Source organism: Curtobacterium sp. VKM Ac-2852, from assembly GCF_013205045.1.
GTDB lineage: Bacteria > Actinomycetota > Actinomycetes > Actinomycetales > Microbacteriaceae > Curtobacterium > Curtobacterium flaccumfaciens.
On the sequence record NZ_JABMLI010000001.1, the window covers coordinates 216009 to 240232 of the forward strand.

At 71.7% G+C, this 24224-nt stretch carries 19 protein-coding genes; 1 reads left to right on the forward strand and 18 read right to left on the reverse strand.

Translation table 11 applies throughout. The features are described from left to right. Positions 1-35: 35 nt before the first annotated feature. Positions 36-1733: a beta-N-acetylhexosaminidase gene (locus HQQ79_RS01055; protein WP_173032213.1), complete on the forward strand. Its 1698-nt coding sequence runs from the start codon at positions 36-38 to the stop codon at positions 1731-1733. A 94-nt stretch (positions 1734-1827) separates the two neighbouring features. Here HQQ79_RS01055 and HQQ79_RS01060 read toward each other — a convergent pair whose 3' ends face one another. The 18 genes from HQQ79_RS01060 to HQQ79_RS01140 form a co-directional block, all read right to left on the reverse strand. Continuing rightward, entirely contained in the window at positions 1828-3915 is a 2088-nt protein-coding gene (locus HQQ79_RS01060; RefSeq protein WP_173032214.1) for a fructose-specific PTS transporter subunit EIIC, read from the reverse strand. A 74-nt stretch (positions 3916-3989) separates the two neighbouring features. Next, positions 3990-4985, reverse strand: a complete 996-nt coding sequence (locus HQQ79_RS01065) for a 1-phosphofructokinase family hexose kinase (protein WP_027464874.1) — start codon at positions 4983-4985, stop codon at positions 3990-3992. Beyond that, positions 4982-5770, reverse strand: coding sequence for a DeoR/GlpR family DNA-binding transcription regulator (locus HQQ79_RS01070; RefSeq protein ID WP_027464875.1), 789 nt, complete (start codon positions 5768-5770; stop codon positions 4982-4984). Before HQQ79_RS01070 ends, HQQ79_RS01065 begins: the two co-directional genes overlap by 4 nt. A gap of 262 nt (positions 5771-6032) precedes the next feature. Next, positions 6033-6920 carry a carbohydrate ABC transporter permease gene (locus HQQ79_RS01075; RefSeq protein ID WP_254791572.1) on the reverse strand — a complete coding sequence of 296 codons (888 nt, stop codon included), beginning with the start codon at positions 6918-6920 and terminating at the stop codon, positions 6033-6035. Further along, positions 6917-7960 carry a carbohydrate ABC transporter permease gene (locus HQQ79_RS18355; RefSeq protein WP_216852140.1) on the reverse strand — a complete coding sequence of 348 codons (1044 nt, stop codon included), beginning with the start codon at positions 7958-7960 and terminating at the stop codon, positions 6917-6919. Before HQQ79_RS18355 ends, HQQ79_RS01075 begins: the two co-directional genes overlap by 4 nt. Before the next feature lie 3 nt (positions 7961-7963). Further along, entirely contained in the window at positions 7964-9289 is a 1326-nt protein-coding gene (locus tag HQQ79_RS01080) for a sugar ABC transporter substrate-binding protein (protein WP_216852141.1), read from the reverse strand. A 287-nt stretch (positions 9290-9576) separates the two neighbouring features. Beyond that, on the reverse strand, positions 9577-10764 hold the full coding sequence (locus HQQ79_RS01085; RefSeq protein ID WP_173032216.1) for an ABC transporter permease: 1188 nt from the start codon (positions 10762-10764) through the stop codon (positions 9577-9579). Continuing rightward, entirely contained in the window at positions 10761-11456 is a 696-nt protein-coding gene (locus HQQ79_RS01090) for an ABC transporter ATP-binding protein (RefSeq protein ID WP_173032217.1), read from the reverse strand. Before HQQ79_RS01090 ends, HQQ79_RS01085 begins: the two co-directional genes overlap by 4 nt. Beyond that, on the reverse strand, positions 11453-12571 hold the full coding sequence (locus HQQ79_RS01095; RefSeq protein WP_173032218.1) for a peptidoglycan-binding protein: 1119 nt from the start codon (positions 12569-12571) through the stop codon (positions 11453-11455). The genes HQQ79_RS01090 and HQQ79_RS01095 overlap by 4 nt, the downstream gene beginning before the upstream one ends. Continuing rightward, a complete protein-coding gene (locus HQQ79_RS01100) occupies positions 12568-13086 on the reverse strand; it encodes a hypothetical protein (protein ID WP_173032219.1) in 519 nt (172 codons plus the stop codon). Before HQQ79_RS01100 ends, HQQ79_RS01095 begins: the two co-directional genes overlap by 4 nt. Beyond that, positions 13083-14243, reverse strand: a complete 1161-nt coding sequence (locus HQQ79_RS01105; protein WP_173032220.1) for a HAMP domain-containing sensor histidine kinase — start codon at positions 14241-14243, stop codon at positions 13083-13085. Before HQQ79_RS01105 ends, HQQ79_RS01100 begins: the two co-directional genes overlap by 4 nt. A gap of 41 nt (positions 14244-14284) precedes the next feature. Next, positions 14285-14938 (reverse strand): response regulator transcription factor, encoded by a 654-nt coding sequence (locus HQQ79_RS01110; protein ID WP_173032221.1) that lies wholly within the window; start codon positions 14936-14938, stop codon positions 14285-14287. Between the two features lie 45 nt (positions 14939-14983). Further along, entirely contained in the window at positions 14984-15538 is a 555-nt protein-coding gene (locus tag HQQ79_RS01115; RefSeq protein ID WP_051596580.1) for a DUF2231 domain-containing protein, read from the reverse strand. A gap of 74 nt (positions 15539-15612) precedes the next feature. Then, positions 15613-17781, reverse strand: a complete 2169-nt coding sequence (locus HQQ79_RS01120) for an ATP-dependent Clp protease ATP-binding subunit (protein WP_173032222.1) — start codon at positions 17779-17781, stop codon at positions 15613-15615. 53 nt (positions 17782-17834) lie between these two features. Continuing rightward, positions 17835-19253 carry an MFS transporter gene (locus HQQ79_RS01125; protein ID WP_173032223.1) on the reverse strand — a complete coding sequence of 473 codons (1419 nt, stop codon included), beginning with the start codon at positions 19251-19253 and terminating at the stop codon, positions 17835-17837. Positions 19254-19357: 104 nt separating this feature from the next. Further along, on the reverse strand, positions 19358-19642 hold the full coding sequence (tatA, locus tag HQQ79_RS01130) for a twin-arginine translocase TatA/TatE family subunit (protein WP_173032224.1): 285 nt from the start codon (positions 19640-19642) through the stop codon (positions 19358-19360). A 151-nt stretch (positions 19643-19793) separates the two neighbouring features. After that, positions 19794-21290: a sugar transferase gene (locus HQQ79_RS01135; RefSeq protein ID WP_173032225.1), complete on the reverse strand. Its 1497-nt coding sequence runs from the start codon at positions 21288-21290 to the stop codon at positions 19794-19796. A 153-nt stretch (positions 21291-21443) separates the two neighbouring features. Next, positions 21444-24125, reverse strand: a complete 2682-nt coding sequence (locus tag HQQ79_RS01140) for a glycoside hydrolase family 2 protein (RefSeq protein ID WP_173032226.1) — start codon at positions 24123-24125, stop codon at positions 21444-21446. Between the last annotated feature and the right edge of the window lie 99 nt (positions 24126-24224).

Sequence of the window (24224 nt, forward strand, 5' to 3'; positions counted from 1 at the left end):
ATTACGAAAGATCATTGAGGAATGGTGGCTCCGACATGCTCGTCCCACGACCGCGCCGCACCGCTCCCGGTGTCGGGGCCTTCGAGATCACCCCGTCGACCCGGATCGCCGCCGACCCGGCGAGCGAGTCCGTCCGACTGTACCTGCAGCAGACCCTGCGGGGATCGACCGGGCTGCCGGTGCGGGACGCCCTCGACGACACGGCACCGGGGGCCGGCACGATCGCACTGCGCGTCGCCGACGACCCGTCCCTGCCCACGGGCCCGACGACGCCGGAGGGCGACCGGGCGGAGTCGTTCCGCCTCACGGTGACGCCCGACGGCATCGACGTCGTCGGCGGTTCGCCCGCCGGGGTCTTCTACGGCGTGCAGGCCCTGCTGCAGCTGCTGCCCCCGGACGTGTACCGCAGTGGCCGGGTCGCGACCGGCCCGTGGTCCGTCCCCGCCGTGGTCGTCGAGGACGCCCCGGCCTTTGCCTGGCGCGGCGTGATGCTCGACGTCGCCCGCCACTTCCGCACGAAGCACGAGGTCATGCGGGTCGTCGACCAGCTCGCCGCGCACCGGATCAACCGCCTGCACTTCCACCTCACCGAGGACCAGGGGTGGCGCGTCGAGATCCGGAAGTACCCACGCCTGACCGAGGTCGGCTCCTGGCGTCGGGAGTCCCAGGTAGGCGCGCACGTCCCCGGGCCGGACGGCACACTCGTCGTCGCCGGGTTCGACGGCCGCCCGCACGGCGGGTACTACACGCAGGACGACATCCGCGAGATCGTGGCGTACGCGGCCGACCGGTTCGTCACCGTCGTCCCCGAGATCGAGGCCCCCGGGCACGTCCGTGCGGCGCTGGCGGCCTACCCGTCGCTCGGCGTCACGGGTGAGCCGGTCGAGGTGTGGACGGAGTGGGGCATCGCCGACGATGTCCTGAACGCCGAGGACGCCACGATCGACTTCTTCAAGGACGTCCTCGACGAGGTCATCGCGCTCTTCCCCTCCGGCTACATCGGCATCGGCGGCGACGAGTGCCCGAAGGCGCAGTGGGAGACCGACCCGCGCACCCAGGAGCGCATCCGCGAGCTCGGGCTGCAGGACGAGGAACAGCTGCAGGCCTGGATCATCGGGCAGCTCGCCGCGCACGTCGAGTCGCACGGCCGGCGTGCGTTCGGGTGGGACGAGATCCTCGAGGGCGGCACGCTCGACCCCTCGGCGACCGTGGTCTCCTGGCGTGGGCTGACCGGCGCACGCACCGCCGCCCGCCGCGGGCACGACGTCATCTCGTCGCCGGACGACCAGGTGTACCTCGACTACCGCCAGAGCGACCTGCCGACCGAGCCGATCCCGGTCTCGATCGTGCTCACCGTCGACGACGTCTTCGCCTTCGACCCGGTGCCGTCCGGACTCACAGACGCCGAGCGCGCCCACGTCATCGGCGGCCAGGGCAACATGTGGACGGAGCACGTCGACTCCGCCCGTCGGCTCGACTACCAGCTCTTCCCCCGCGTCGCCGCCCTCGCCGAGGCACTGTGGTCGGCGGACGTCACCGGGCCACGCGACCTCGCCGAGTTCCGCGGACGCCTGGCCGAGCACACCGCCCGGCTCGAGGCCATGGGCATCGAGTACCGGCACGAGGCCGGGCCGTTCCCGTGGGAGCAGCGACCGGGTGTGCCGGGTCGCCCGCACTCGCGCGAGGAGCGTGCGGCGTACATCGACGCGGTCACGGCGAACATCGCCGAGTAGCGCGCGTCGAGCGGTCGCGACACGACCACACGACGGACGGGAGGCCCGGTGCCAGCTGGCACCGGGCCTCCCGTCTTCCCCGGGGTCGCGTCGACTACGCGGCGACCGGTGCGCGCTGGCCCACCGTCTCGCCGGCCACGGCAGCTTCACTGGCCGCAGCGGCTTCGTCGACGGGCCGACGACGGACCCACTTCTTCAGGGCGACGAGCACCAGCGCGGACACCACGGTCCCCGCCAGGATCGCGACGACGAACATCAGGACGTCACCGATCGCGAAGAAGACGAAGATCCCGCCGTGCGGCGCTCGCGAGGTCACGCCGGCAGCCATCGAGATCGCACCCGTGATCGCGGCACCGACCATCGACGCCGGGATGACGCGCAGCGGGTCGGCAGCGGCGAACGGGATCGCACCCTCGGAGATGAAGGACGCACCGAGCAGCCACGCGGCCTTGCCGTTCTCGCGCTCCGGCTTCGTGAAGCCCTTGCGGTAGAGCACGGTCGAGGCGAGTGCGAGTGCGAGCGGCGGCACCATGCCGGCCGCCATGACGGCGGCCATGATCTCGAACGGCACCACGTTCGTGGCGGTCCCGGCACCGAGCCCGGCGACGGCGAACGCGTACGCCACCTTGTTGACCGGACCACCGAGGTCGAACGCCATCATCAGGCCGAGGATGATCCCGAGCAGCACGGCCGAGGCACCCGACAGCGAGTTGAGGAACGCGGTGAGCTCGGTCATGACCCAGGCGATCGGGCCACCGAGCACCAGGAGCATCAGGCCCGAGGCGATGATCGACGCGAACAGCGGGATGATCACGACCGGCATCAGGCCGCGCAGCCAGCGCCAGGTCGGGATGCGCCCGATCCAGTACGCGGCGGCACCGGCGATGAGACCGCCGACCAGACCACCGAGGAACCCGGCGTTCATGAACACGGCGATGGACCCGGCCACGAAGCCCGGTGCGATGCCCGGACGATCGGCGATGGCGTAGGCGATGTACCCGGCGAGTGCGGCGACCAGGAACCCGAGCGACACGGACCCGATCTGGAACGCGGCGGCGCCGAGGTAGTAGCCGAGGCCCTCCGGCGGCAGGTTCAGCAGGGTGTAGTTGGTGAGCGTGAAGACGGCGTTGTTCTGGCCCGAGTCACCGTGGGTCAGCGCGATGCCGTACCCGGAGAGCAGGAAGCCGAGCGCGATGAGGAGCCCGCCGCCGGCGACGAACGGGATCATGTAGCTGACGCCCGTGAGCAGCCAGCGCTTGAGCGACTGGCCGAAGTGCTCGTTCTTGGCGGTGGACTCGCCCTCGACGGCGGCACCACCCTGCACACGTGCGGCGTGCGGGTCCTCCGAGGCTCGAATGGCCTCGGCGATCATCTTGTCGGGCTCGTCGACACCGCGCTTCACGGGTCCGGACACCAGCGGCTTGCCGGCGAACCGACCGCGGTCGCGGACGTCGACGTCGACCGCGAACACCACGGCGTCGGCCCGGGCGATGAGCGCCGGGTCGAGGGGTTCGACCTGCGAGGACCCCTGCGTCTCGATGTGCATCTCGGCACCGGCGCGCTGGGCTGCGGCGACGAGGGCGTCGGCCGCCATGTAGGTGTGCGCGATCCCGGTCGGGCAGGCGGTGACGCCGACGAAGACCTTGCGGCCCGCCTCCGGCGCGGTGGCCGGTTCGGAGGCACTGCTCGCCTTCCCGACGCCCGCCTCGGCAACTTCGCCACTCACCTCGTCGTCGACCAACCGGACGATCTCGTCGGCCGTGGTCGCGGCGCGCAGCGCGGCCGTGAAGTCGTCACGGATGAGCGCGCGGGCCAGGGTCGAGAGGACCGTCAGGTGGTCCTTGTCCGCCCCCTCGGGCACGGCGATCATGAAGACGATGTCGGCGTCGCCGTCCGGAGCACCGAAGGGCACCTTCCGGGCCAGGCGCGAGAACGCCAGCGTCGGCTCGGACACCGACGCCGAACGGGCGTGCGGGATGGCGATGCCACCGGGGACGCCCGTGCCGACGCTCGCCTCGCGCTTGATGGCGTCGTCGGCGAGCGTGGTGCCGTCGGCGGCGCGGCCGGTCGCGGCGACGCGGTCGGCGAGCACCCGGATCACGTCGGTCGACGTAGCGCCGAGGTCCTCGTCGAGGCCGACGAGCTGTGCGCTGATGAGGCGCGGACTCGAGTCTGCGGACATGTGCTTGCTCCTTCGCAATGGCGCTGATCGCGCGGTGGTGCAGGTGTTCGTGGGGTGATCGGGTGGGGAGGGGATCAGGCGGGTTCGGGGGCCGGGTGCGTTTCGAGCACCCGGACGGAGACCGCCGTCGGGTCGGTGTGGTCGAGTGCCGGCACGTCGCTGCCGGGCAGGGCTGCGGCCGCGGCACCGGTGGCGACGGCCTGCGCGAGACGCTGCTCGGGCGACGCTCCCGCGACCTCGGCGAGCAGGTAGCCGGCGAGCGAGGAGTCCCCCGCGCCGACCGTCGACCGGGCGACGATCTTCGGTGCGGCGGCGGCGAACGCGCCCTCGTCGGAGACCAGCACGGCACCGGCGCTGCCCAGGGTGAGCAGGACCGTGCCGACGTTCCTCCGCCGCAGCCGCTGGGCCCCGGCCACCGCGGCGTCGAGGTCGCGCTCGTACTCCTCGGGGTCGCCGCCGACGACCTCCGCGAGTTCCTCGGCGTTCGGCTTCACCAGGTCGATCCGTTCCCCCGACTGCAGCAGCGCGGTGAACGGCACCCCGGACGAGTCGACGGCGATCCGGACGTCCGCACCGTGGCGGGCACGGACGGCCCGGACGAGCACGGCGAGCGCGTCGTCGGGCAGGCCGGGCGGCAGCGACCCGGCGACCACGACCCAGCGGGCGGCGGGACCGGTGGCGGTCGCAGCGGCGGTGTCGGCGACCAGGGCGGCGAGGTCGTCGAGGCGTCCGGCGAGCGAGGGGCCGGGTTCGTTGAGCTTCGTCGTGGTGCCGGTCGGCTCGGTCACGGTGACGTTCGACCGGAGCGGCGCCCCGATCGGCAGCGCTGCGGTGGGGATGCCGCGCGTGGCCAGGCCGAGCAGGACCGGGTCGAGCTCGTCGCCGGGCAGGACGGCGACGGTGTCCCCGCCGCTCGCGACGACCACGCGGGAGACGTTGACGCCCTTGCCGCCGGGTTCCGCGGTGGACCGGGTCGCACGCTGGACCGCGCCGCGCTGCAGTTCGCCGGCGAGCTCGATCGTGCGGTCGAGGGACGGGTTCGGGGTGACCGTGACGATGCGCACGTTCATGCGACGACGACCTCGACGTCGGAGCCGGCGAGCGCCTCGGCCAGGTCGGCGGGCGGCTGCTGGTCGGTGACGAGCGTGTCGATCTCGTCCAGGCGGGCGAACCGCATCAGGGCCTCCACGCCGTGCTTGGCGGCGTCGGCGAGCACCACGGCCCGTCGGGCGGCGAGCACGTAGGCGCCCTTCACCGCGGCCTCGTACTCGTCCGGGGTGCTCAGGCCGAAGCCGGCGGACAGGCCGTTCGTGCCGATGAACGCCACGTCGGGCCGCAGGGCACCGATCTGCTCGACGGTGGCCGTGCCGACCGCGGCGCTCGTGACGCCGCGCACGCGGCCGCCGAGCAGGTGCAGTTCGAGGTGCTCGCTGTGCTGCAGGGTGGCGGCGATCGGCACCGAGTTCGTGATGACGGTGATCGTCGAGCCGGCGACCTCGGGCTCCCAGCGGGCGAGTTCGGAGGCGACGGCGGCGCAGGTGGTGCCGGCGTCGAGGGCGATCGAGCCGGTGAACGTCGGCGGGACCAGGCGCATCGCGGCCCGGGCGATCGCGGACTTCGCGGAGCCGTGCTGGCCCTCCCGCTCGGCGACGCTGAGCTCGACGACGCTCGAGCGCCCGACGGGGACCGCTCCCCCGTGCACGCGGCGCAGGACCCCGGCGGTCTCGAGCAGGTCGAGGTCGCGGCGCACGGTCTCGGTGGTGACGTCGAAGTGCTCGGCCAGACCGGCGACCGACACGCGGCCGGCGGACTGCAGCTCGGCGGCGATGGCGGTGTGCCGCTCGGTTGCGTACATGCCCGAACTCCTTCGTTCCGTTGGGTTTCGAGCACTGTACGTCCGAAACCCACAAGAACGCAACCGTTCCGTCACACAACCAACACGTCCACAGGTGCAGCCCGGGCGCTGCAGCGGTCACAACACGTCGCGAGCCGAAGGTCGAGGGGTCACGAAGTGTCGGCTGCAATGGCGCCAGCCGACACTTCTTGACCGCTCGCAGGCATGCACGCGGGGTGTTGTGACCTCGCGACACGACGCAAGGTGTCGGTCGCCCGACGTGCTACCCCTTCACGGCACCCGCCGTCATCCCGCTGACCAGGCGGCGCTGCACGATGAGGAAGAACACCACGACGGGGATCGAGAACAGCACGCTCGCCGCCATCAGCCCGCCGAAGTCCGTGCCCTTGTTCGTCGAAAACCCGGCGAGCCAGACCGGCAGCGTGTACATCCCCTGGTCCTTGAGCATCACGTACGCGATCAGGTAGTCGTTCCACGCCGCGATGAACGCGAACACGCTCGTGGCGATGACCCCGGGCATGACGAGCGGGAACAGCACGCTCCACAGGATCCGGAAGGTGCCGGCGCCGTCCACCTTCGCCGCCTCCTCGATCTCGACGGGGACGGCCACGAAGAAGCCGCGCATCACCCAGATCGAGAACGGCAGCACGCTCGCCACGTACGCCAGGATCAGCCCGACGTAGCTGTTCAGCAGCCCGAGGGTCTGGAACGACAGGAACAGTGGGATGAGCAGTGCACCCGACGGGATCATCTGCACGAACAGGATCGCGACCAGGATCGCCCGCCGTCCCCGGAACCGGAACCGCGACAGTGCCGCCGATGCCAGGAACCCGACGACGATCGACAGCAGTACTGCCGCCACCACGACGATCGTGGAGTTCCGCAGGTAGACCAGGAAGCCCTCCTGCGTGAGCGCCCGCGTGAAGTTGTCGAGCGTCGGGTGCAGCGGCGCCCAGATCGGGGTCATCGTGGTGACCTCGTCGGCGGGCTTGAAGGCGGTGTTCACCATCCAGTAGATCGGGAACACCCACACCAGGCAGAACAGCACGGCGATGGTGTTCGCGAGGACGCGCGGCTTGCGCTTGCGCACCCGCACGGGGCCCGGCGCGGACGCCCCGCTCGTACGGGGCGCCGTTCTCGAGACGGTCACAGGTCCTCCTCGCCGCTGCGGACGAGCCGGCGGATGTAGTAGCTGGTGAGCACCCCGAGGATCAGGGTCGAGATCACGGCGATCGCCGCGCCCTGCCCGTAGGCGTTGGACACGAACGACTGCACGAAGGTCCAGATGCCGAGCGTCAGCGTGGCCTCCTCCGGTCCGCCGCGGGTGAGCAGCCAGATCTGGTTGAAGACGTTGAAGTCCCAGATCACCGACAGGATCGACACGAGCAGCAGCGTCGGCGCGAGTGCCGGCAGCGTGATCGCGCGGTACATCGTCCACACCGAGGCCCCGTCGAGCGCACCGGCCTCGTAGTACTCCGGCGCGATCTGGGACTGCGCGGCGTACAGCGTCAGCGCCACGAACGACACCGCCTGCCAGATGACGAGCGTCAGCACGATCGTGTACGCCTGGCCCGGGTGCGACGCCCAGTTGTCCTGCGTGTGGTCCCCGAACACCCGCAGCTGCGTGATGAGCCAGTTGAGCACGCCGTAGAACGGCTGGAAGAGCCACTGCCAGACCAGGCTCGAGGCCACGTTCGGCATCGCCCAGGCCAGCACGAGCACGACGCTGACGATCGTGCGCATCGCGACCCCGAGGCGGGTGAGCAGCTGCGCCACCCCCATGCCGATGACGATCGTGCCCAGGACCATCGCGCCCGTCACGAGCACGGTGCGCAGGATGACCGGCCAGAACGAGGCGTCGGTCAGGACGTCCGTGTAGTTCGTCAGCCCGGTGAACCCGGCCTGCCCGGTGAAGATCGCCCGCAGCCCGTAGTCCTGGAACGAGATGACGACGAGCCGGACAAGCGGGTAGACGACGAGGGCCAGGAGCAGCAGTGCCGCCGGGGCCAGCAGGACGAGCGGCGCCCGCGACCCGACCGGCGACCGACGACCCGCGCCGCGCCCACTCCGACGGGATCCCCGCGACGACCCCTGAACCGGACCGCCGGCACCCCGGCCGCCGGCGCCCCGCCCGCCGGTGACCGGCGCGGACTGCTCCGCGTCGGTCACCGGCTCCGCAGTGGACGTCATCGCCTACGGCTGCGCGTTCAGCGCGGTCGTGAGGTGCTTCGAGAAGCCCTCGGCTGCCTGTTCCGGCGACTTCCGGCCGGTGGCGACGTCGGCGAACATCGACTGGAACGAGGCGTCGCCCTCGATGGTGGCCCAGCCCGGGGTGGCCGGGGTCGGTCGGCTCGTGCCGGCCGCCTCGAAGTAGGGCTTGTGCAGCTCGTCGACGTCGCCGGCGACCGCGTCGAGCAGCTCGGTGGAGTTCGGCTCCCAGCCGTCGACCCCGAACACCTGGTCCTGCTGGAACTCCTTCGAGGTCAGGATCTTCAGGTAGTACAGCGCGAGCGCCTGGTTCTTCGCCTTGGCCGGGATCCCCAGGTCGGAGCCGCCGAGGAACACCGGCTGCGTCTTCCCCGCCGTGGACGACGGCATCGGGAACGTGCCGATGCGGTCGGCGAGCTCCGGCTTCGCCGTGGTGATCGAGCCGATCTCCCAGGCGGACCCGAGGAACGCCGAGGTGTTCCCCTGTGCGAAGACGTCGCTCTGCGAGGGCTTGTCGGTGTTGATGTCCTGGGTGGACTTCGCCGAGTACGCGTTCTGGAAGTCCTTCCAGGCGGTCAGCCCCTCGACCGCGTCCGCGGAGTCGAGCGTGCCGGTCCACTTGCCGTCCTTGTCCGTCGCGATCTCGCCGCCGGCGTCCCAGACCCACTGCAGCCCGCTGTACCAGTACTGCCCGGGCATGTAGAAGGCGGAGAAGTCGCTGGCCGGGTTGGCGGCCTTGACCTTGTCGAGGTCGGCGGTGAGCTCGTCGTAGGTGGTCGGCACGTCGGTCACGCCGGCGTCCTTCCAGACCTTCTTGTCGTAGACCACGGCCCGGTTGCCGGCGAACAGCGGTGCCCCGTAGAGCTTGCCGTCGACGGTGGCGGGGCCCTCGAGCCCGGTGAGCCAGGTCTGGCCGTCCTTGAGCTCGTCGCGGTACGGCGTCAGGTCGGTCAACCCGCCGGCGGCCGCGTAGACCGGCACCTGCGTGTTGCCGAGGTCGACGACGTCGGGGGCGTCGCTCTGCGCGAGCGCCGTGGTGAGCTTGGTGGTGATGCCGTCCCACTGCTGGGTCTGGATCTTCACCTTCGCCCCGGTGTCGGCGGTGAACTGCTTGCCGGCGGCGTCGAGCACCTTGTCGCTCAGGTCGCCGTTCATCATCCAGACGGTGATGGTCTTGCCCTTGCCATCGGGTGTGCCGATGGACTTCGTGCCGCCGTCGGAAGCGGCGTTGCTCCCGGCGGAGCACCCGGTGAGGGCGAGCGCGCCTGCGAGGGCGAGCGCACCGAGTGCGGCGAAACGCGTTCGTGTCACGATGACTCCCTTGGTCCGACCTTTATGAAAGGACGTTGCGTATTCGCAATAGAAGACCCTGCACGGCCCCTTGTCAACCGTTGGATCGGTCCCTGTGACCGCTTTCGATCCGCGTGTTTCCGGGGCGTCACGGATGTCGAACAGATCGACGCAGATGCTTGACCAGGTGGTCATGACCAGGCATGATCTGCGACTCGCGTCCGGTGTGGGGAAGCGACCGCCTGGAGGCCCGGTGCCGGTCCGCCGGACCGGCACCGGGCCTCCAGAGCGCGCGTCCACCGCACGCGTCAGACGGCCGCCAGGGCGGACGTCGGCGGGATCCTCGCCGCGCGTGCCGCCGGGTAGAGCCCGGAGACCCCGCCGATGACGACCGTGGCACCGAGTCCCCCGACGACGGCCCAGACCGGCAGTGCGACCGGCCAGCCCTGCGTGACGGCGAAGACGACCGTCACCGCGACACCGAGCACGACGCCGGCCAGCCCACCGAGGAACGACAGCAGCAACGACTCGACCAGGAACTGGTCGCGGATGTTCCGACGACGGGCCCCCAGCGCGCGACGGACGCCCACCTCGGCGCGGCGTTCCAGGACGGTGATCACCATCGTGTTCGCCACCCCGATGCCACCGACGAGCAGCGCCACCCCGCCGATGCCGACCAGCAGCCCGGTGAAGGAGTCGTCCGTGGCGTCCTTCGCGGCCAACGCGTCCGACGGCCGTGTCACGCCGACGTCCTGCGGTGCCCCGGGTCGGACCGCACCGGCGAGCAGGTCCCTCGACCGTTCGACGTGCGCCGGGTCGACGCGCGTGTAGACCGCGGTCGGAGCCCCGTCGAAGCCCAGCTGCCCGGCGAACCCGCGGGGCACGAACACCCGCGAGTCGAGGTCCTCGGCGAGCGCGACGGGCTGGAGCACCCCGACCACCTGCACCCACTGTCCACCGATCCAGACCCGGCTGTCCGGCCGCAGGTCCTCCGTGCCGAGTACCGCGGCCGCCCGTGCCCCCAGCACGACCTGCGGCGGCGCCCCGGCGGCGTCGTCGATCCACCGCCCGGCTGCGAGCTGGCCGCCGAGGATCCGTGGCACGTCGCCCCACGCGGCGAGCACCCCGAGGCCCTTCGTCTCGGGCGCCGGGACGTGGTCGTTCCGGTACACACCGGTGTCGGGCACGGTGCCGACGGCCGCGGCCGACTCGACGTCGTCCTGCCGCAGCACCGACTCGAGTGCGGTGGACGGCAACGGGACCGGTTCGCCGAGGCCCTGCGCCTGGGTGAGGGTGAGCACGTTCGTACCGAGCGTGTCGAGCACCTGGTCGACCTTCGCCTTGCTCGACGACGAGATCCCGACGACCGCGAGCATCGCCGCGATGCCGATCGCGATGCCGAGCGCCGACAGCACGACGCGACCCGGACGGGTCCGCAACCCGAAGACGCCGAGGCGGAGCAGGTCGACCGCCCCCACGGACCGACGCCGGCTCATCGGGCGACCTCGTCGACGACCGGCGTGACCTCGTGCTCGATCCGGCCGTCGCGCATCCGGACCTGCCGGGGCAGCGACGCCGCCAGGTCGAGGTCGTGCGTGATGACCACGACCGTCGTGCCCGCCGCGTTGAGCTCGCGCAGGAGCTCGACCACCGCGGCACCGGATGCCGTGTCGAGCGCACCCGTCGGTTCGTCGGCGAGCAGGATCGTCGGGTCACCCACGACGGCCCGCGCGATGGCGACGCGTTGGCGCTCCCCACCGGAGAGCTGGTGCGGTCGGTGGTCCACCCGGTGCGCCAGGCCCACCCGGCCCAGGGCCTCGGCTGCCAGTCGGTGCCGCTCGCGCCGGGGCACGCCCTGGTAGAGCAGGCCGTCGGCGACGTTCTCGGTGGCGGTCGCGCCGGCCTGCAGGTGGAAGTGCTGGAAGACGAACCCGATGTGGTCGGCACGGAGTCCGGACAGGGCGTCGTCGGACATCGTCGCGACGTCGTTGCCGGCGATCGTCACCGTGCCGGACGTGGGACGGTCGAGGGTCCCGACGACGTTGAGCATCGTCGACTTACCCGACCCCGACGGGCCGACGACCACGACGAGTTCGCCCGCGGTGACCTCGAGCGACACCCCGCGCAGAGCTCCGACGTCGCCGTAGGTCTTCGTGACGTCACGGAGCGACAGCACGGCGGCACTCATCCGGGCACCACCACGCGGTCGCCTGCGGCCAGGTCACCCGTGACCGCGATCCGTCCGTCCGCGCTGAAGCCGGGCTCGACCCGGACCCGCTCCGTCGTGCCGTCCCGCTGCACGACGTCGACGGCGTACCGGCCACCGGCACCCGCGACGAGTGCGGCCACCGGCACGGACAGGACGTCGTGCTCGGTGGTGCCCTTCGCGTCGACCTGCGCGGACGCCGCGTCGGGCAGCGTGCGCTTCCCCGGGTCGAACGACACGGAGACGTCGACGGACGTCCCGCCGTCCTCGCTCGTCGTCGGCTGCACGTCGACGACGGAACCGGGCATGGCTGCCCCGGCGCCGTTCACCCGGACCTCGACGTCGGTGCCGACCGCGAGCCGCTCGGCGTCGCGCTGGGGCACGGTCGCCGCGACGACGCGCCGGGTGCTCGTGACCTGCAGGACGTCGGCCACCGCACCCGCGCCGGCCGCTGCACCTGCGCCACCCGCACCCGCCCCCGCTCCGCCGGCGATCCACTCCCCGAGCCGACCGTCGACCGAGGCGACCCGGACCGCACCGTCGACGAAGGCGACGTCGTCCGCCGTCAGCACCGCGGTCACCTCGTGTCCGCGGTCCTGCTGCCACTGCCTGACGGCTCGCTCGGTGCGTGGACCGAACCGGTCGTCCACGGACACGTCGTACCCGAGCGCGGCCAGGTTCTCGTTGAGCTGCCGCACGTCGGCGCCCTGCAGCCCCCGTTCCAGGTCACGCCAGAGCGGCACGGTGCCGTACATCGACCGGACGTCCCGCTCGTCGACGGCGTACAGGGCCCCGTCGCGTTCGATGACGTCGCCGGCGCGGGGCAGCCAGGTGATCGTGCCGGCGGCGGCACCGGGAACCCCCGTGGCCGCGCCGTACCCGAGCGTCCCGGCGAACACCTTCGAGTCGGTCAGGTCGCCGCGCGTGACCTTGGCGGTGGCTCCGGTCGGCGTGGTGTCGCCGCGCGACCCGCTGCTCGCCGAGGCTCCCGGACCGTTCGGCACCGTGGCGAGGACCCACGTCCCGGCCCCCGCGGCCACCGCCGCGACGAGGCACACCGACACGATCGTCCGGCGGCGGGCGCGCCGTTGGCTCACGACCCGGCTCCGCCCTGGACGGCCTCGAACGCCGCATCGGTGCACGGCCCGGCGGCATCGTCGAACGCCTGTTGGTCGTCCGGCTGGAACCGCATCTGCGCGTCCTGGCCGTCCGGATAGTCCGGGAACCCCTGCTCCCGCAGGCACTCCGCGGTCTTCCGGGCGATCTCCTCGCTGCCCGGCATCGGCTGCGCGGCCTGCGCGTCGCCGGCCGCTGCGGAGTCGTCGAGGCAGCCCTTGAGGTCCTCCTGGTACTGCTCGGGATCGACACCGTCGGGTGCACTGAGCTGCATCGACCCGCCCCCCGTGCCGGGGTCGGGCATGTCGTAGCCGCGGTCGCGCATGCACTCGGCCAGGGCGACGCCGGGCGCCGCACCCCCGGCTGCTGTCGTCGTGTCGTCGTCCGATGCCGTGTCCGAGCAGCCGACCAGCAGCAGGGGCAGCAGGACGGCGGCCGCGGCCGCGCTCATCAGGGACCGGGTGCGACGGGTGGTCGTCATCGTGGTGTGGTTCATACCCCCAGCACAGCGGACGGGCTGTTTCGCCCCGCGTGCACGTCGGGTTGCACCGGCGAAACACGGACCCGGACGAGCAGCCCACCCGTCGGCCGTGCGGTGATCGACAGCTGCCACCCGTGGGCGTGCACGATAGCGGCCACGATCGACAGACCCAGGCCGCTGTGCTGCCGGCGTCCGGCGTCCGCCCCGCCGCGACGGAACGGCTCGACGAGCAACGCCGCCTCGTCCGCCGGGACCACCGGCCCATCGTTCTCGACGACGAACCCGTCCGGCTCCGTGGTCACCAGGACGGCGCCGCCGGGTTCGTTGTACTCGACGGCGTTGCCGACCAGGTTGCCGAGCAGCTGCCGAAGCAGCGTCGGCTCCCCCGGTGCGACCAGGCCGGGAGGCCCGGTGCGGCGCTCATGGGTCAGCGTCACCTCCGCCTCGGCCGCGTCCCGGGCCGCCCCCGCGACGACCTCGGCGGTCACCTCGTCGAGGTCGACCGCGCGCGTCGCACCCGCCAGGCCGCGATCGGCCTCGGCGAGCACGAGCAACGACTCGACCAACCGTTCGGTCCGGCGGTTCTGCTCCAGCAGCTCCGCCCGGACCGCTCGGACGTCCGCGGGGGCGGCGTCGTCGTGCAGACCGATCTGCACCGCCGCGCGCTGCACCGCGAGGGGCGTCCGGAGTTCGTGTGACGCCTGGGCGACGAACCGACGCTGGCTCTCGAACGCGGTCTCCAGGCGGGCCAACAGATCGTCGACGGTGCGCGAGAGGCGCCGGAGCTCGTCGTCCGGACCGTCCAGCGCGATGCGCTCGTGCAGGTTCGACGCCGAGATGCGGTTCGTGGTCGCGGTGATCCGGTCGATGGGCCGGAGGACCCGGCGGCTGACGAGCCAGCCGATGCCCCCGGCCGCGAGCCCGGCGCCCGCGATCCCGATCGCGGACCACTGCCACTGCTGCACGGCCACGAGCCGGATCACCGCCACCGCACCGCCATCGTCTCCGTCCACCTCGATCGGTTCTGGAGCGGTCGTGGCACCCGGCGATCCGGACGGCGGCCGTTGGACGGCCGCGGTGTCGAGGCCGGCACCGACACCGGCCAGCGACATCGTGTTCGTGAAGAGGACGACCCCGGTCGCCAGTGCCATGGCCGCGAGCGCGAACGTCAAGGCCGTCCGGGTCCGGATGCTCCAGCCCCGGGCCCCCCGACTCACAGCGAGTAACCCTGACCGGGCACGGTCCGGATCGGGTCCGGGTCCCCGAGCTTCCGGCGGAGCTTCGACATCGTCACGCGGACCGCGGCGGTGAAGGGGTCGGTGTTCACGTCCCAGACCTTCTCGAGCAGGTGCTCGGCGGAGACGATCCGACCGCCCGCACGGAGCAGGGTCTCGAGCACCCCGAGTTCCTTCGAGGTCAGGTCGAGCGGCCGTCCGTCGCGCGTGGCCATCCGCCGGTTCGTGTCGACGACGAAACCCGCGCGCTCGAGCACCGGGGCGACGGGTGCGACGCTCCGTCGACCGAGCGCGCGCACCCGGGCGACGAGTTCCGGGTACTCGAACGGCTTGGTCAGGTAGTCGTCGGCACCGAGCTCGAGCCCGTGCACACGGTCGCTCAACGTCGTCGCGGCGGTGAGCAGGAGGATCCGCGTGAGTGCGCCGCGCGCGGTGAGCCGCCGTGCGACCTCGTCGCCGTGCAGCCCGGGGACGTCACGGTCGAGCACGACGACGTCGTAGTCGTGCACCGCCAGCAGCTCGTCGGCGTCGTCGCCGCGGTAGGCGACGTCCACCGCCATGTCCTGTCGGGTCAGGCCCGTCGCGACCAGGTCGGCGAGGGCCCGTTCGTCGTCCACCACGAGTACGCGCATCGATACATCACACGTGACGTACCTTTGCCAAACCTGTGAAGTGGATCAGGCGTCGAACGGCACCTCGCCGTGTTCGCTGACGCCGGCACGCTGTCGGTAGGACAGGTGCCCACCGAGGTACCCGCCGACACTGACGACGGCGAGACCCGCGAAGCCGAGCAGCTTGCCGGCGCCGTGGTTGCCGCGCTTCCGCTGCAGCCACGACAGCCCGTACAACGACAGGCCGGTCCAGTTCACGGCCTGGTGCACCCATCCGGTGCGGAGCTGCTCGCGGTTCAGCTCGGACCAGTCGACGTAGCCGGCGACCGAGGCGCTGCTCGCCGAGACGACCCCGACGCCGACCAGGGTCTTGGCGGCCTTCGCGTTGCCCTTCCCGCCGAGCAGGTCGAGCACCGCGGCGGAGATCCAGGCGCCGAGGGGCACCTGGACCATGAGCGGGTGGATCGGGTGACCGAACGGCACGCCGTGCAGCAGCTGGCGCAGGGCCTTCGGCTTGGCGAGGGCGTTCACGACGGCACGGTCGATGTCGACGGCCTTGTCGAGCACGCTCGCGTGCTCGACGGCGTCGGTGAGGCGACGGATCGCGCGGATCTCAGGCATGCCGTGGACGGTAGACGAGCGGCCCGTCACCGGTCCCAGGAACCGGTGACGGGCCTCCCGTCCGTCTTGGTGGACTACTCCTCGACGATCTCGGCCAGCTCGAAGGGCTCGACCGTCAGGCCGTCGCCGTCCGCCGCGACGTCCACCCGCACCGTGTCGCCGTCGCGGACGTCACCGGAAAGGATGGCGCGTGCCAACCGGTCGTCGATCTGTCGCTGCATCAGGCGACGCAGCGGCCGCGCGCCGTACAGCGGGTCGTACCCGCGCTCCGCGAGCCAGCCGCGCGCCTCGGGGGTGACGGCGAGCTCGAGCCGGCGGTCGGTCAGACGGCGGGCCAGCCGGTCGACGTAGAGCGACACGATCTGCCCGAGGTCGTCGGCCGTCAGGGCCTGGAACACCACGATGTCGTCGAGACGGTTGATGAACTCCGGTCGGAACGCCTGCTGCACGAGCTCACGGACCGCCTCTTCCCGCTGCACGTCGCTCAGGGACAGGTCGGTCATGAACTGCGACCCCAGGTTCGACGTCAGCACCAGGATCGTGTTCCGGAAGTCGACCGTGCGCCCCTGGCCGTCGGTCAGTCGCCCGTCGTCGAGCACCTGCAGCAGCACGTCGAACACCTCGGGGTGGGCCTTCTCGATCTCGTCGAGCAGGATCACCGAGTACGGACGGCGGCGGACCGCCTCGGTGAGCTGTCCACCGGCCTCGTACCCGACGTACCCGGGCGGGGCACCGATCAGGCGGGCCACGGAGTGCTTCTCGCCGTACTCGCTCATGTCGATGCGGACGAGTGCCTTCTCGTCGTCGAACAGGAACTCGGCGAGCGCCTTGGCCAGCTCGGTCTTGCCGACGCCGGTCGGGCCGAGGAACAGGAACGAACCGGTCGGGCGGTCCGGGTCGGAGATGCCGGCGCGGGTGCGACGGACGGCCTCGGACACGGTGGTCACGGCGGTGCGCTGCCCGATGATGCGGCGGCCGAGCTCGCTCTCGAGGTGCAGGAGCTTCTCGGTCTCACCCTGCAGCAGTCGGCCGAGCGGGATGCCCGTCCACTGCGCGATGACCGCGGCGATGTCCTCGTCGGTGACACTGTCGTTCACCATCCGGTCGGAACTCTCGGCCTGTTCGGCAGCAGCGAGCTCGGCCTCGATGCGGGGCTTCTCGCCGTACTCCAGTCGGGAGACGAGTTCGTAGTCGGCCTCGCGCTGGGCTCGCTGCGACCGCATGTTCAGGTCGTCGAGCTGCTGCTTGAGCTCACCGATGCGGTTCAGGCTCGCGCGCTCGGCCTGCCAGCGCTGCTCGAGCTCGGCCAGCCGTTCCTCGCGCGTGTGCAGCTCGTTGCGCAGGGTCTCGAGGCGGGCCTTGGAGGCGTCGTCCTTCTCCTGCTTGAGCGCGAACTCCTCGACCCGCAGACGGTCGACGTTCCGCTTCAGCTCGTCGATCTCCACCGGGCTGGAGTCGATCTCCATGCGGAGTCGGCTGGCGGCCTCGTCGATCAGGTCGATGGCCTTGTCGGGCAACTGGCGGCCGGAGATGTACCGGTTCGACAGGCTCGCGGCAGCAACCAGTGCGGAGTCGTTGATCGTCACCTTGTGGTGTGCCTCGTAGCGCTCCTTGAGCCCGCGGAGGATCGCCACGGCGTCCTCGACGCTGGGCTCACCCACGTAGACCTGCTGGAAGCGACGCTCGAGCGCGGCGTCCTTCTCGATGTACTCGCGGTACTCGTCGAGGGTCGTCGCGCCGATGAGCCGGAGCTCACCACGGGCGAGCATCGGCTTGAGCATGTTCGACGCCGCGACGGAGCCCTCGCCGCCCCCGGCACCCATCAGGGTGTGCAGCTCGTCGATGAACGTGATGACCTGCCCGTCGGAGTCGTTGATCTCCTTGAGCACGGCCTTGAGCCGCTCCTCGAACTCGCCGCGGTACTTGGCGCCGGCGATCAGGGCGGAGATGTCGAGCGAGATGAGTCGCTTGTCCTTGAGGGAGTCGGCGACGTCACCGGCGACGATGCGCTGCGCGAGCCCCTCGACGACGGCGGTCTTGCCGACGCCGGGCTCGCCGATGAGCACGGGGTTGTTCTTGGTGCGGCGCGTGAGCACCTGGGAGACGCGCCGGATCTCGGAGTCGCGGCCGATCACGGGGTCGAGCTTGCCGCTGCGGGCGATCGCCGTGAGGTCGATGCCGTACTGCTCGAGGGCGGTCTTCTGTCGTTCTTGCGAGTCAGGAGCGCCCTGGAGGTTCGCCATGCGTTCCGTCCTTTCGTTGCGGTGGTCCTGGAGTTGAGTCTACTCCACTCAACTTACGTGCGCTCGGGGACATTCCGGATCCCGACCGCGCTCACGACGGCACCGGCCGCCAGCAGGAGCGCCATCACCACCATGGCCCGGTGCAGCCCGTCGACGCTCACCTCGCCGCCGAGCACCACACCGGCCAGTGCCACCGTGATGAGTCCGGCGATCCGCGCGACCGCGTTGTTCACGGCCGAACCGGACCCGGCCTCGGACTCCGGCACCGACCCGAGCACCGCGCTCGTCAGGGGCGTGACCATGAGGGCGATGCCCACGCCGATCAGCACCAGCCCGGGGAACACCGACCACCAGTAGCCGGCCGGGTCGTCGCCGGCGAGCAACAGCAGGAGCGCCCCGACCGCCCCCACCGCCGGCCCGGCGGCCATGAACCACCGCGGGCCGAACCGACCCGCCGCGGAGCCCACGGCAGTGGAGAGCGCGAGCAGCATGATCGTCGGCGGCAGCGTCGCGAGTCCGGCGAGCCAGGCCGGGAACCGCCAGACCTGCTGCAGGAACAGGGTGACGACGAAGAACACCATGCCGAGCGCGCCGTAGATGGACAGGGTCGCAAGGTTGCCGACCGTGAAGTTCCGCGCCCGGAACAACTCGAGCGGGACGAGCGGCGACCCCGTCGTCCGGGTCACCCGCAGTTCCCACGGCACGAAGGCCACGAGTGCGGCCGCACCGAGCACGAGGGCGCCCACCACCACGGGCGCACCCCACCCCAGCCGCTCCTGTTCGATGAGGCCCAGCACGACACCGCCGACCCCGACCACGGCGAGCACGGCCCCGACGACGTCGATGCGTGGGCGCACCGCAGGGTGCACGTCGCCGGTGATGCGCAGGACCAGCGGGATCGTCACGGCGATCGGTACCGCGGTGAGCACGAAGACCCACCGCCACCCGATGCCGTCGACCACCAACCCGCCGACCACGGGGCCGAGGATCGTGGCCGCGCTCGACCACGCCGTCCACGTGCCGATCGCCTTCGCCTGCGCCGCCCCGCGGAACGCCGCGACGATGAGGGCGAGTGCGCTCGGCATGACGAGTGCCCCGCCGACGCCCTGCAGCGCCCGCGCGACGATGAGCACCTCGCCGGTCGGGGCGATGGCGCACACCACGGACGCGATCCCGAAGACCACGAGCCCCCACGTGATGATCCGGACCCGGCCGAACAGGTCGGACAGGCTGCCGGCGACCAGGATGAGCGAGCCGAGGGTGACCAGGTACGCGTCGACGACCCACTGCTGCACGACGAGTCCGCCGCCGAGCTCCTGCCGGATCGCGGGGAGCGCGACGTTCACGACGCTCGAGTCGAGCCCGACGACGAACGACGCCAGGATCGCCACCACCAGCACGATCCGCCGGTCGTCCCGGAGCGGCGCGACTCCGTGCGGCACGGGGGCCGGAACGGGAACGGGAGCGGTCATGTGCTCATCCTGCGGCACGGGGTGCCCGGCGGTCGATCCCGCACGACGAAGCCCCCGCGACCGATGTGGTCGCGGGGGCTTCCGACAGGACGGGGCTGGGTGTCCTAACGCCGGGAGTCGGTGTTCGGCTGCGCGCTCGGCCCCGGGTTCAGGACCGGACCGGCGGCGGGCTCGGCGGGAGCGTTCTGGACGGTGCTGTTGTGCGCCGTGCCGTCCGGCGCCGTGCCGTTGGCCTGGGCCTTCTTCTCGTCGTCGGACATCTCCTTCTTGAAGATGTTGATCGACTGGCCGAGGCCCTTCGCCAGCGCCGGGAGCTTGGTCGCGCCGAACAGCAGGATGACGATCCCGAGGATGATCAGCAGGTGAATGCCGCCGAGGTTTCCGAGCATCATGACTCCTTGTTGTGGAACTGGTCGCCGTCCGGTGATCGTCGTCGACCCACGCGGCGGAAGTCCGTGTGCGTCCATCGTAACTCCCCCGCCGCTGGATGCCCAGGCCGGGCCCCGGAACGGACACCGTTCGTACAGGGAAGCGCAGCGCTCAGTACGCGCCGCGGGACCGCAGCACCGACGGGACGGTGCGGGCGAGGATCACGAGGTCGTGCAGGAACGACCAGTTCTCGACGTAGTGCAGGTCGAGCCGGACCCCTTCGGCCCAGTCGAGGTCCGATCGGCCGCTGACCTGCCACAGGCCCGTGATCCCCGGGGTCACGAGGAGTCGGCGGTCCGCGAAGTCCTCGTACAGCGCGACCTCGCGCGGCAGGGCAGGCCGAGGGCCGACCAGGCTCATCGAACCGGTGAGCACGTTCCACAGCTGCGGCAGTTCGTCGAGCGAGGTCCGTCGCAGGAACGCACCGACCCGGGTCACCCGCGGGTCGTCCTTCATCTTGAACAGCGGACCGGCGCCCTCGTTCTCGGACCGCAGGCCAGCCATGCGCGCCTCGGCGTCGATGCCCATCGTCCGGAACTTCAGGATCGGGAACTCCGCACCACCGCGACCGACGCGGACCTGCCGGAAGAAGACCGGCCCGCCGTCGTCGGCGCGGATCGCCAGCGCGACCACGGCGAGGACCGGGGAGAGCAGCACCAGGCCGAACGCGGCGCCGACGACGTCGAGTGCCCGCTTGCCCGCGCGGCGGCGGTAGTCGGGCGTCTCGACGTGCATGAGCGGCAACCCGTCCACGGGGCGCTCGTGCACCCGCCCGGCGGCGATGTCGGCCAGGGGAGAGGACACGACGAGCTCGACGCCGTGCTCCTCGAGCTGCCACCCGAGCCGACGGAGGCGCGCGTGCCCACCGCGGACGGCACCCGCGACGACGACGGCCGAGACACCCTCGGCCCGGGCGTGCACGAGCACGTCCTCGATGCCGCCGACGACCGGAGCGGTGGCCACCCCCAGGTCGACCTCGGCCCCGACCGGAGCACAGTCCGTCACGACGGCACGCACTCGGTAGCCGGCGCTCGGTGCGGCGGCGATCCGTGCGCCCACGTAACGGACGTCCTCGGCGTCGCCGACGATCAGGACGTCCTGCAGGTACTCACCCCTGGCGCGGCTGCGGGCGAGCACGGTCCGGACCCCCTTGCGGCCGAGCGCCAGGAACGCGAGCCCCAACGGGAACGCGATCGCGACGTACCCGCGAGCCAGGTCGAGCTGGGCTGCGTACGCCACGACCGCGACACCGGCGACCGCGACGAGGCTCGCGGTGACCAGGCGGCGGTACTCGTCGCCGCCGATGCCGGCGATCCGGGGATCGCGGGTGCGGAACGCCGAGAGCAGGAGCATCCAGACCACGACGATGGCGGGGGCCACGACGAACTCGAACCACCCGGAGCGCGGCCGGACGGACGCGAGCTCCCAGGGGAACCGCACGACGTGGGCGATGACGAACGCGGCGAGCAGCAGCACGAGGTCGATCAGCGCCACCGCGGGGACGAACCCTCGGCGAGCCCCCGCCGGAGCGACCGTGCGGTGCGACGCGGTGACCCCAGCAGGGGAGCACACGGGGCCGCTCGGGTGCAGCACGGTCGGGTGCAGCACGGTCGGCGCCGCTCCGGTAGGTGGGCGCCTGGCGAGCGACATGTGAGACCTCCTGTCGACCGGTCGACGAGGCGGTCGATCGGACGCCGGAGTCGCTTAGATCACGACAACGAGCGGCGCAACGTCAAATATATCACCGTGCTGTTCTGCATTTCAACAAGCCAGGGCGCGGTCCAGACTCCAGAGGACCGGCTCCGCACGCAGCGCCGGCACGTCCGCTTCGGTCACACCACCGAGCCGGAACACCACCCGCTCTCCGGGCAGCAGCGTCATGAACCCACGGTCGACCGTGCCGCCGGCCGCGACCCGGTCCGGCTGCACCAGCAGGTCGCGCACGAGCGAGTCGGCCTCGACCGTCAGGTCCAGACCGCCGTCGACCACCGCGAACGAGGTCCGGTAGCGGGCGGGCTCCCAACGGATGGCAGCGTCGGGGCCGGGGGTCCAGACCGCACGGCGCCAGTCCATGTCCGCGACGATGAGCTCGTTCGCCGGGTCGTCGACGACACCGACCGACTCGGGCAGCGACACCACCGCGACGCCGGCACCGGACAACCGGACCGGCAGTGACACCTCGGCCAGGATCGTGCCGGCCGTGGTGATCCGGCGCACCCTCACCACACTGTCGTGCCCGGTGCGGGTCGACCGGACGGCCACCTCGACCGGTGAGGACCCGAACGCGCCGGGCGAGACACCCAGCGAGAGCGTGTCCGCGAGCTCGCCCAGGTCGGCCGTCTCGCCGACCGCAGGCGACCCACCCGGGTGATCCGTGCCTCCAGTCCGCTCCGCACCCGACGCACCCGCGGTACCTGCCGCGCCCGGCGTCACCGACACCGTCGACACCGGACGGATCGTCAGCAGCACGTCGTCGTACAGGCGGCGCAGCTCGTGCGCCAGCGGCTTCAGCCGCCCTGCCGAGTCGATCGCCGACCACGACGACACCGGCCACAGGTCGTTCAGCTGCCACACCACGACACCGGTGTTGCGCGGCCAGTGCGTGCGCCAGTGCTCGATGCCGGTCGCGATCGCCCGGGCCTGCTGGAGCTGCGTCAGGTAGTGCCACGCGTCGAACGCGGCCGGGTCGACGGCGCCGAAGCGCGGCTCGAGTCCGCGTGCCAGCTTGGCCATCCCGTCGGCGGCCTTCTGGTGGTGGACCACACCGGGCGAGTCGACCCGGAGCGGCGAGTCCGTGACCGCCTCGCGCAGCGTGCGCCAGGCGGGCGGCGCCTGCCAGCCGAACTCGGACACGAACCGGGGCACCGACTCGCGGTAGGCGGTGTCGGGCAGCCGATTCCAGACGTCCCACGAATGGTGCGTCTCGTGGTCGACCTCGTTCGCGGGCAGCGACTCGGAGCCGGACCACGGCGACGCGACCGTGTAGAAGCGCGACGGGTCGACGGCGTCGACGATGGTCGGCAGCAGGTCGAGGTAGTAGTCGAGTCCCCAGCCCCGTTCGCCCAGCTCCGCACCCCAGCCGTCGGCGTCGTGCAGCCAGATGTTCTCGTTGTTGCCGTTCCAGACCACCAGCGAGGGGTGGCGGGCGAGTCGGGCGACGTTGTCGCGTGCCTCGGCGATGACCTCGCTGCGGATCGGCTCGACCTCGGGGTAGGCCGAACACGCGAACGGGAAGTCCTGCCAGACCAGCAGACCGAGTTCGTCGCAGACCTCGTAGAAGTCGCGCGATTCGTACACTCCGCCGCCCCAGACGCGCACGAGGTTCGTGCCGAGCGAGGCCGCGGCACCCAGCCGGGACTCGAGCCGGGCACGGTCGACGCGCGAGACGATGACGTCGTCGGGGATCCAGTTGACGCCCCGGACGTCGATGAGCGTGCCGTTGACGTGCACCGCGAAGGGGCGGCCGATGCCGTCGACCTGGGTCTCGATGCGGGTCGACCGGAACCCGGTGCGGAACGTGTCGCGGTCGAGCACCTCGCCGTCGACGGTCTGCAGCTCGACCACGACGTCGTACTGCGGCTGCGCGCCGTAGCCGCGCGGCCACCAGCGCCGCGCCTCGGGGACGCGCACGGTGACGACCGTCTCGTCGTCCTTCGGGGTCAGCTGCGCGCGGGACCGCTGGCGTGTGGTGCCGCCGTCCTCGGTCTCGCCGCTGACGGTGACGACGAGCACGAGGTCGTCGTCCTCGCCGTCCTGGTCCAGGTCGTTCATGCCCGAGCGCTCGACGGTGATGTGCGCATCGAGCACGCCCTCGCCGGCCTCGACGTCGACGAGCGGGCGGACCTCGCGCAGGCGCGCGGTCGACCAGCGCTCGATCGCGACCGGCCGCCAGGGGCCGCTCGTGACCGCCGTCAGCCCCCAGTCCCAGCCGAAGTTCGACGCCATCTTGCGGATGTACGGGAACGGCTCGTCGTACGGACCGGGCATGCTGCCGGCCTTCGCGGCGATCCGGCCGGCCTCGCGGTAGGGCGACTCGAACAGGATCTCGAGGTCCTTCGTGGTGCCACCGGATCCCGTCTGCACCCGGGCGTCGAACCGGTAGCGACGGTGCATGTTGCGGGTCGTGCCCACGACGACGCCGTCCAGGCTGAGCTCCGCGACGGTGTCCAGGCCGTCGCAGACCAGGTCGACGCGCTCGTGGCCCCGCGGGTCGACGTCGACCGTGCGGCGGTAGGCCCAGTCGGCGCGGCCGACCCACTTGGCGGGCTGCTCGTTCAGGTGGAACGTCGGGTCCGGCAGCAGGCCCTCCCGTTCCAGGTCGGTGTGCACCTGACCCGGCACCGTCGCCGGGATGGTGCGGTCCGCGACACCGTCCGGCGCGCCGGTTCCCCCGGCCAGGGTCACTGTCCAGTCGTCGCGGAGTTCCTCGCGTTCGAGGGTCATGCGGGTCCTTCTCTTCGGCGGCAGGGTGTCCGTCAGCCTCGGTCGGGGACGCCGACCGGCGGTCCGGCCCACGGCCGGTTCCCACGGCCTGGAGGCTCG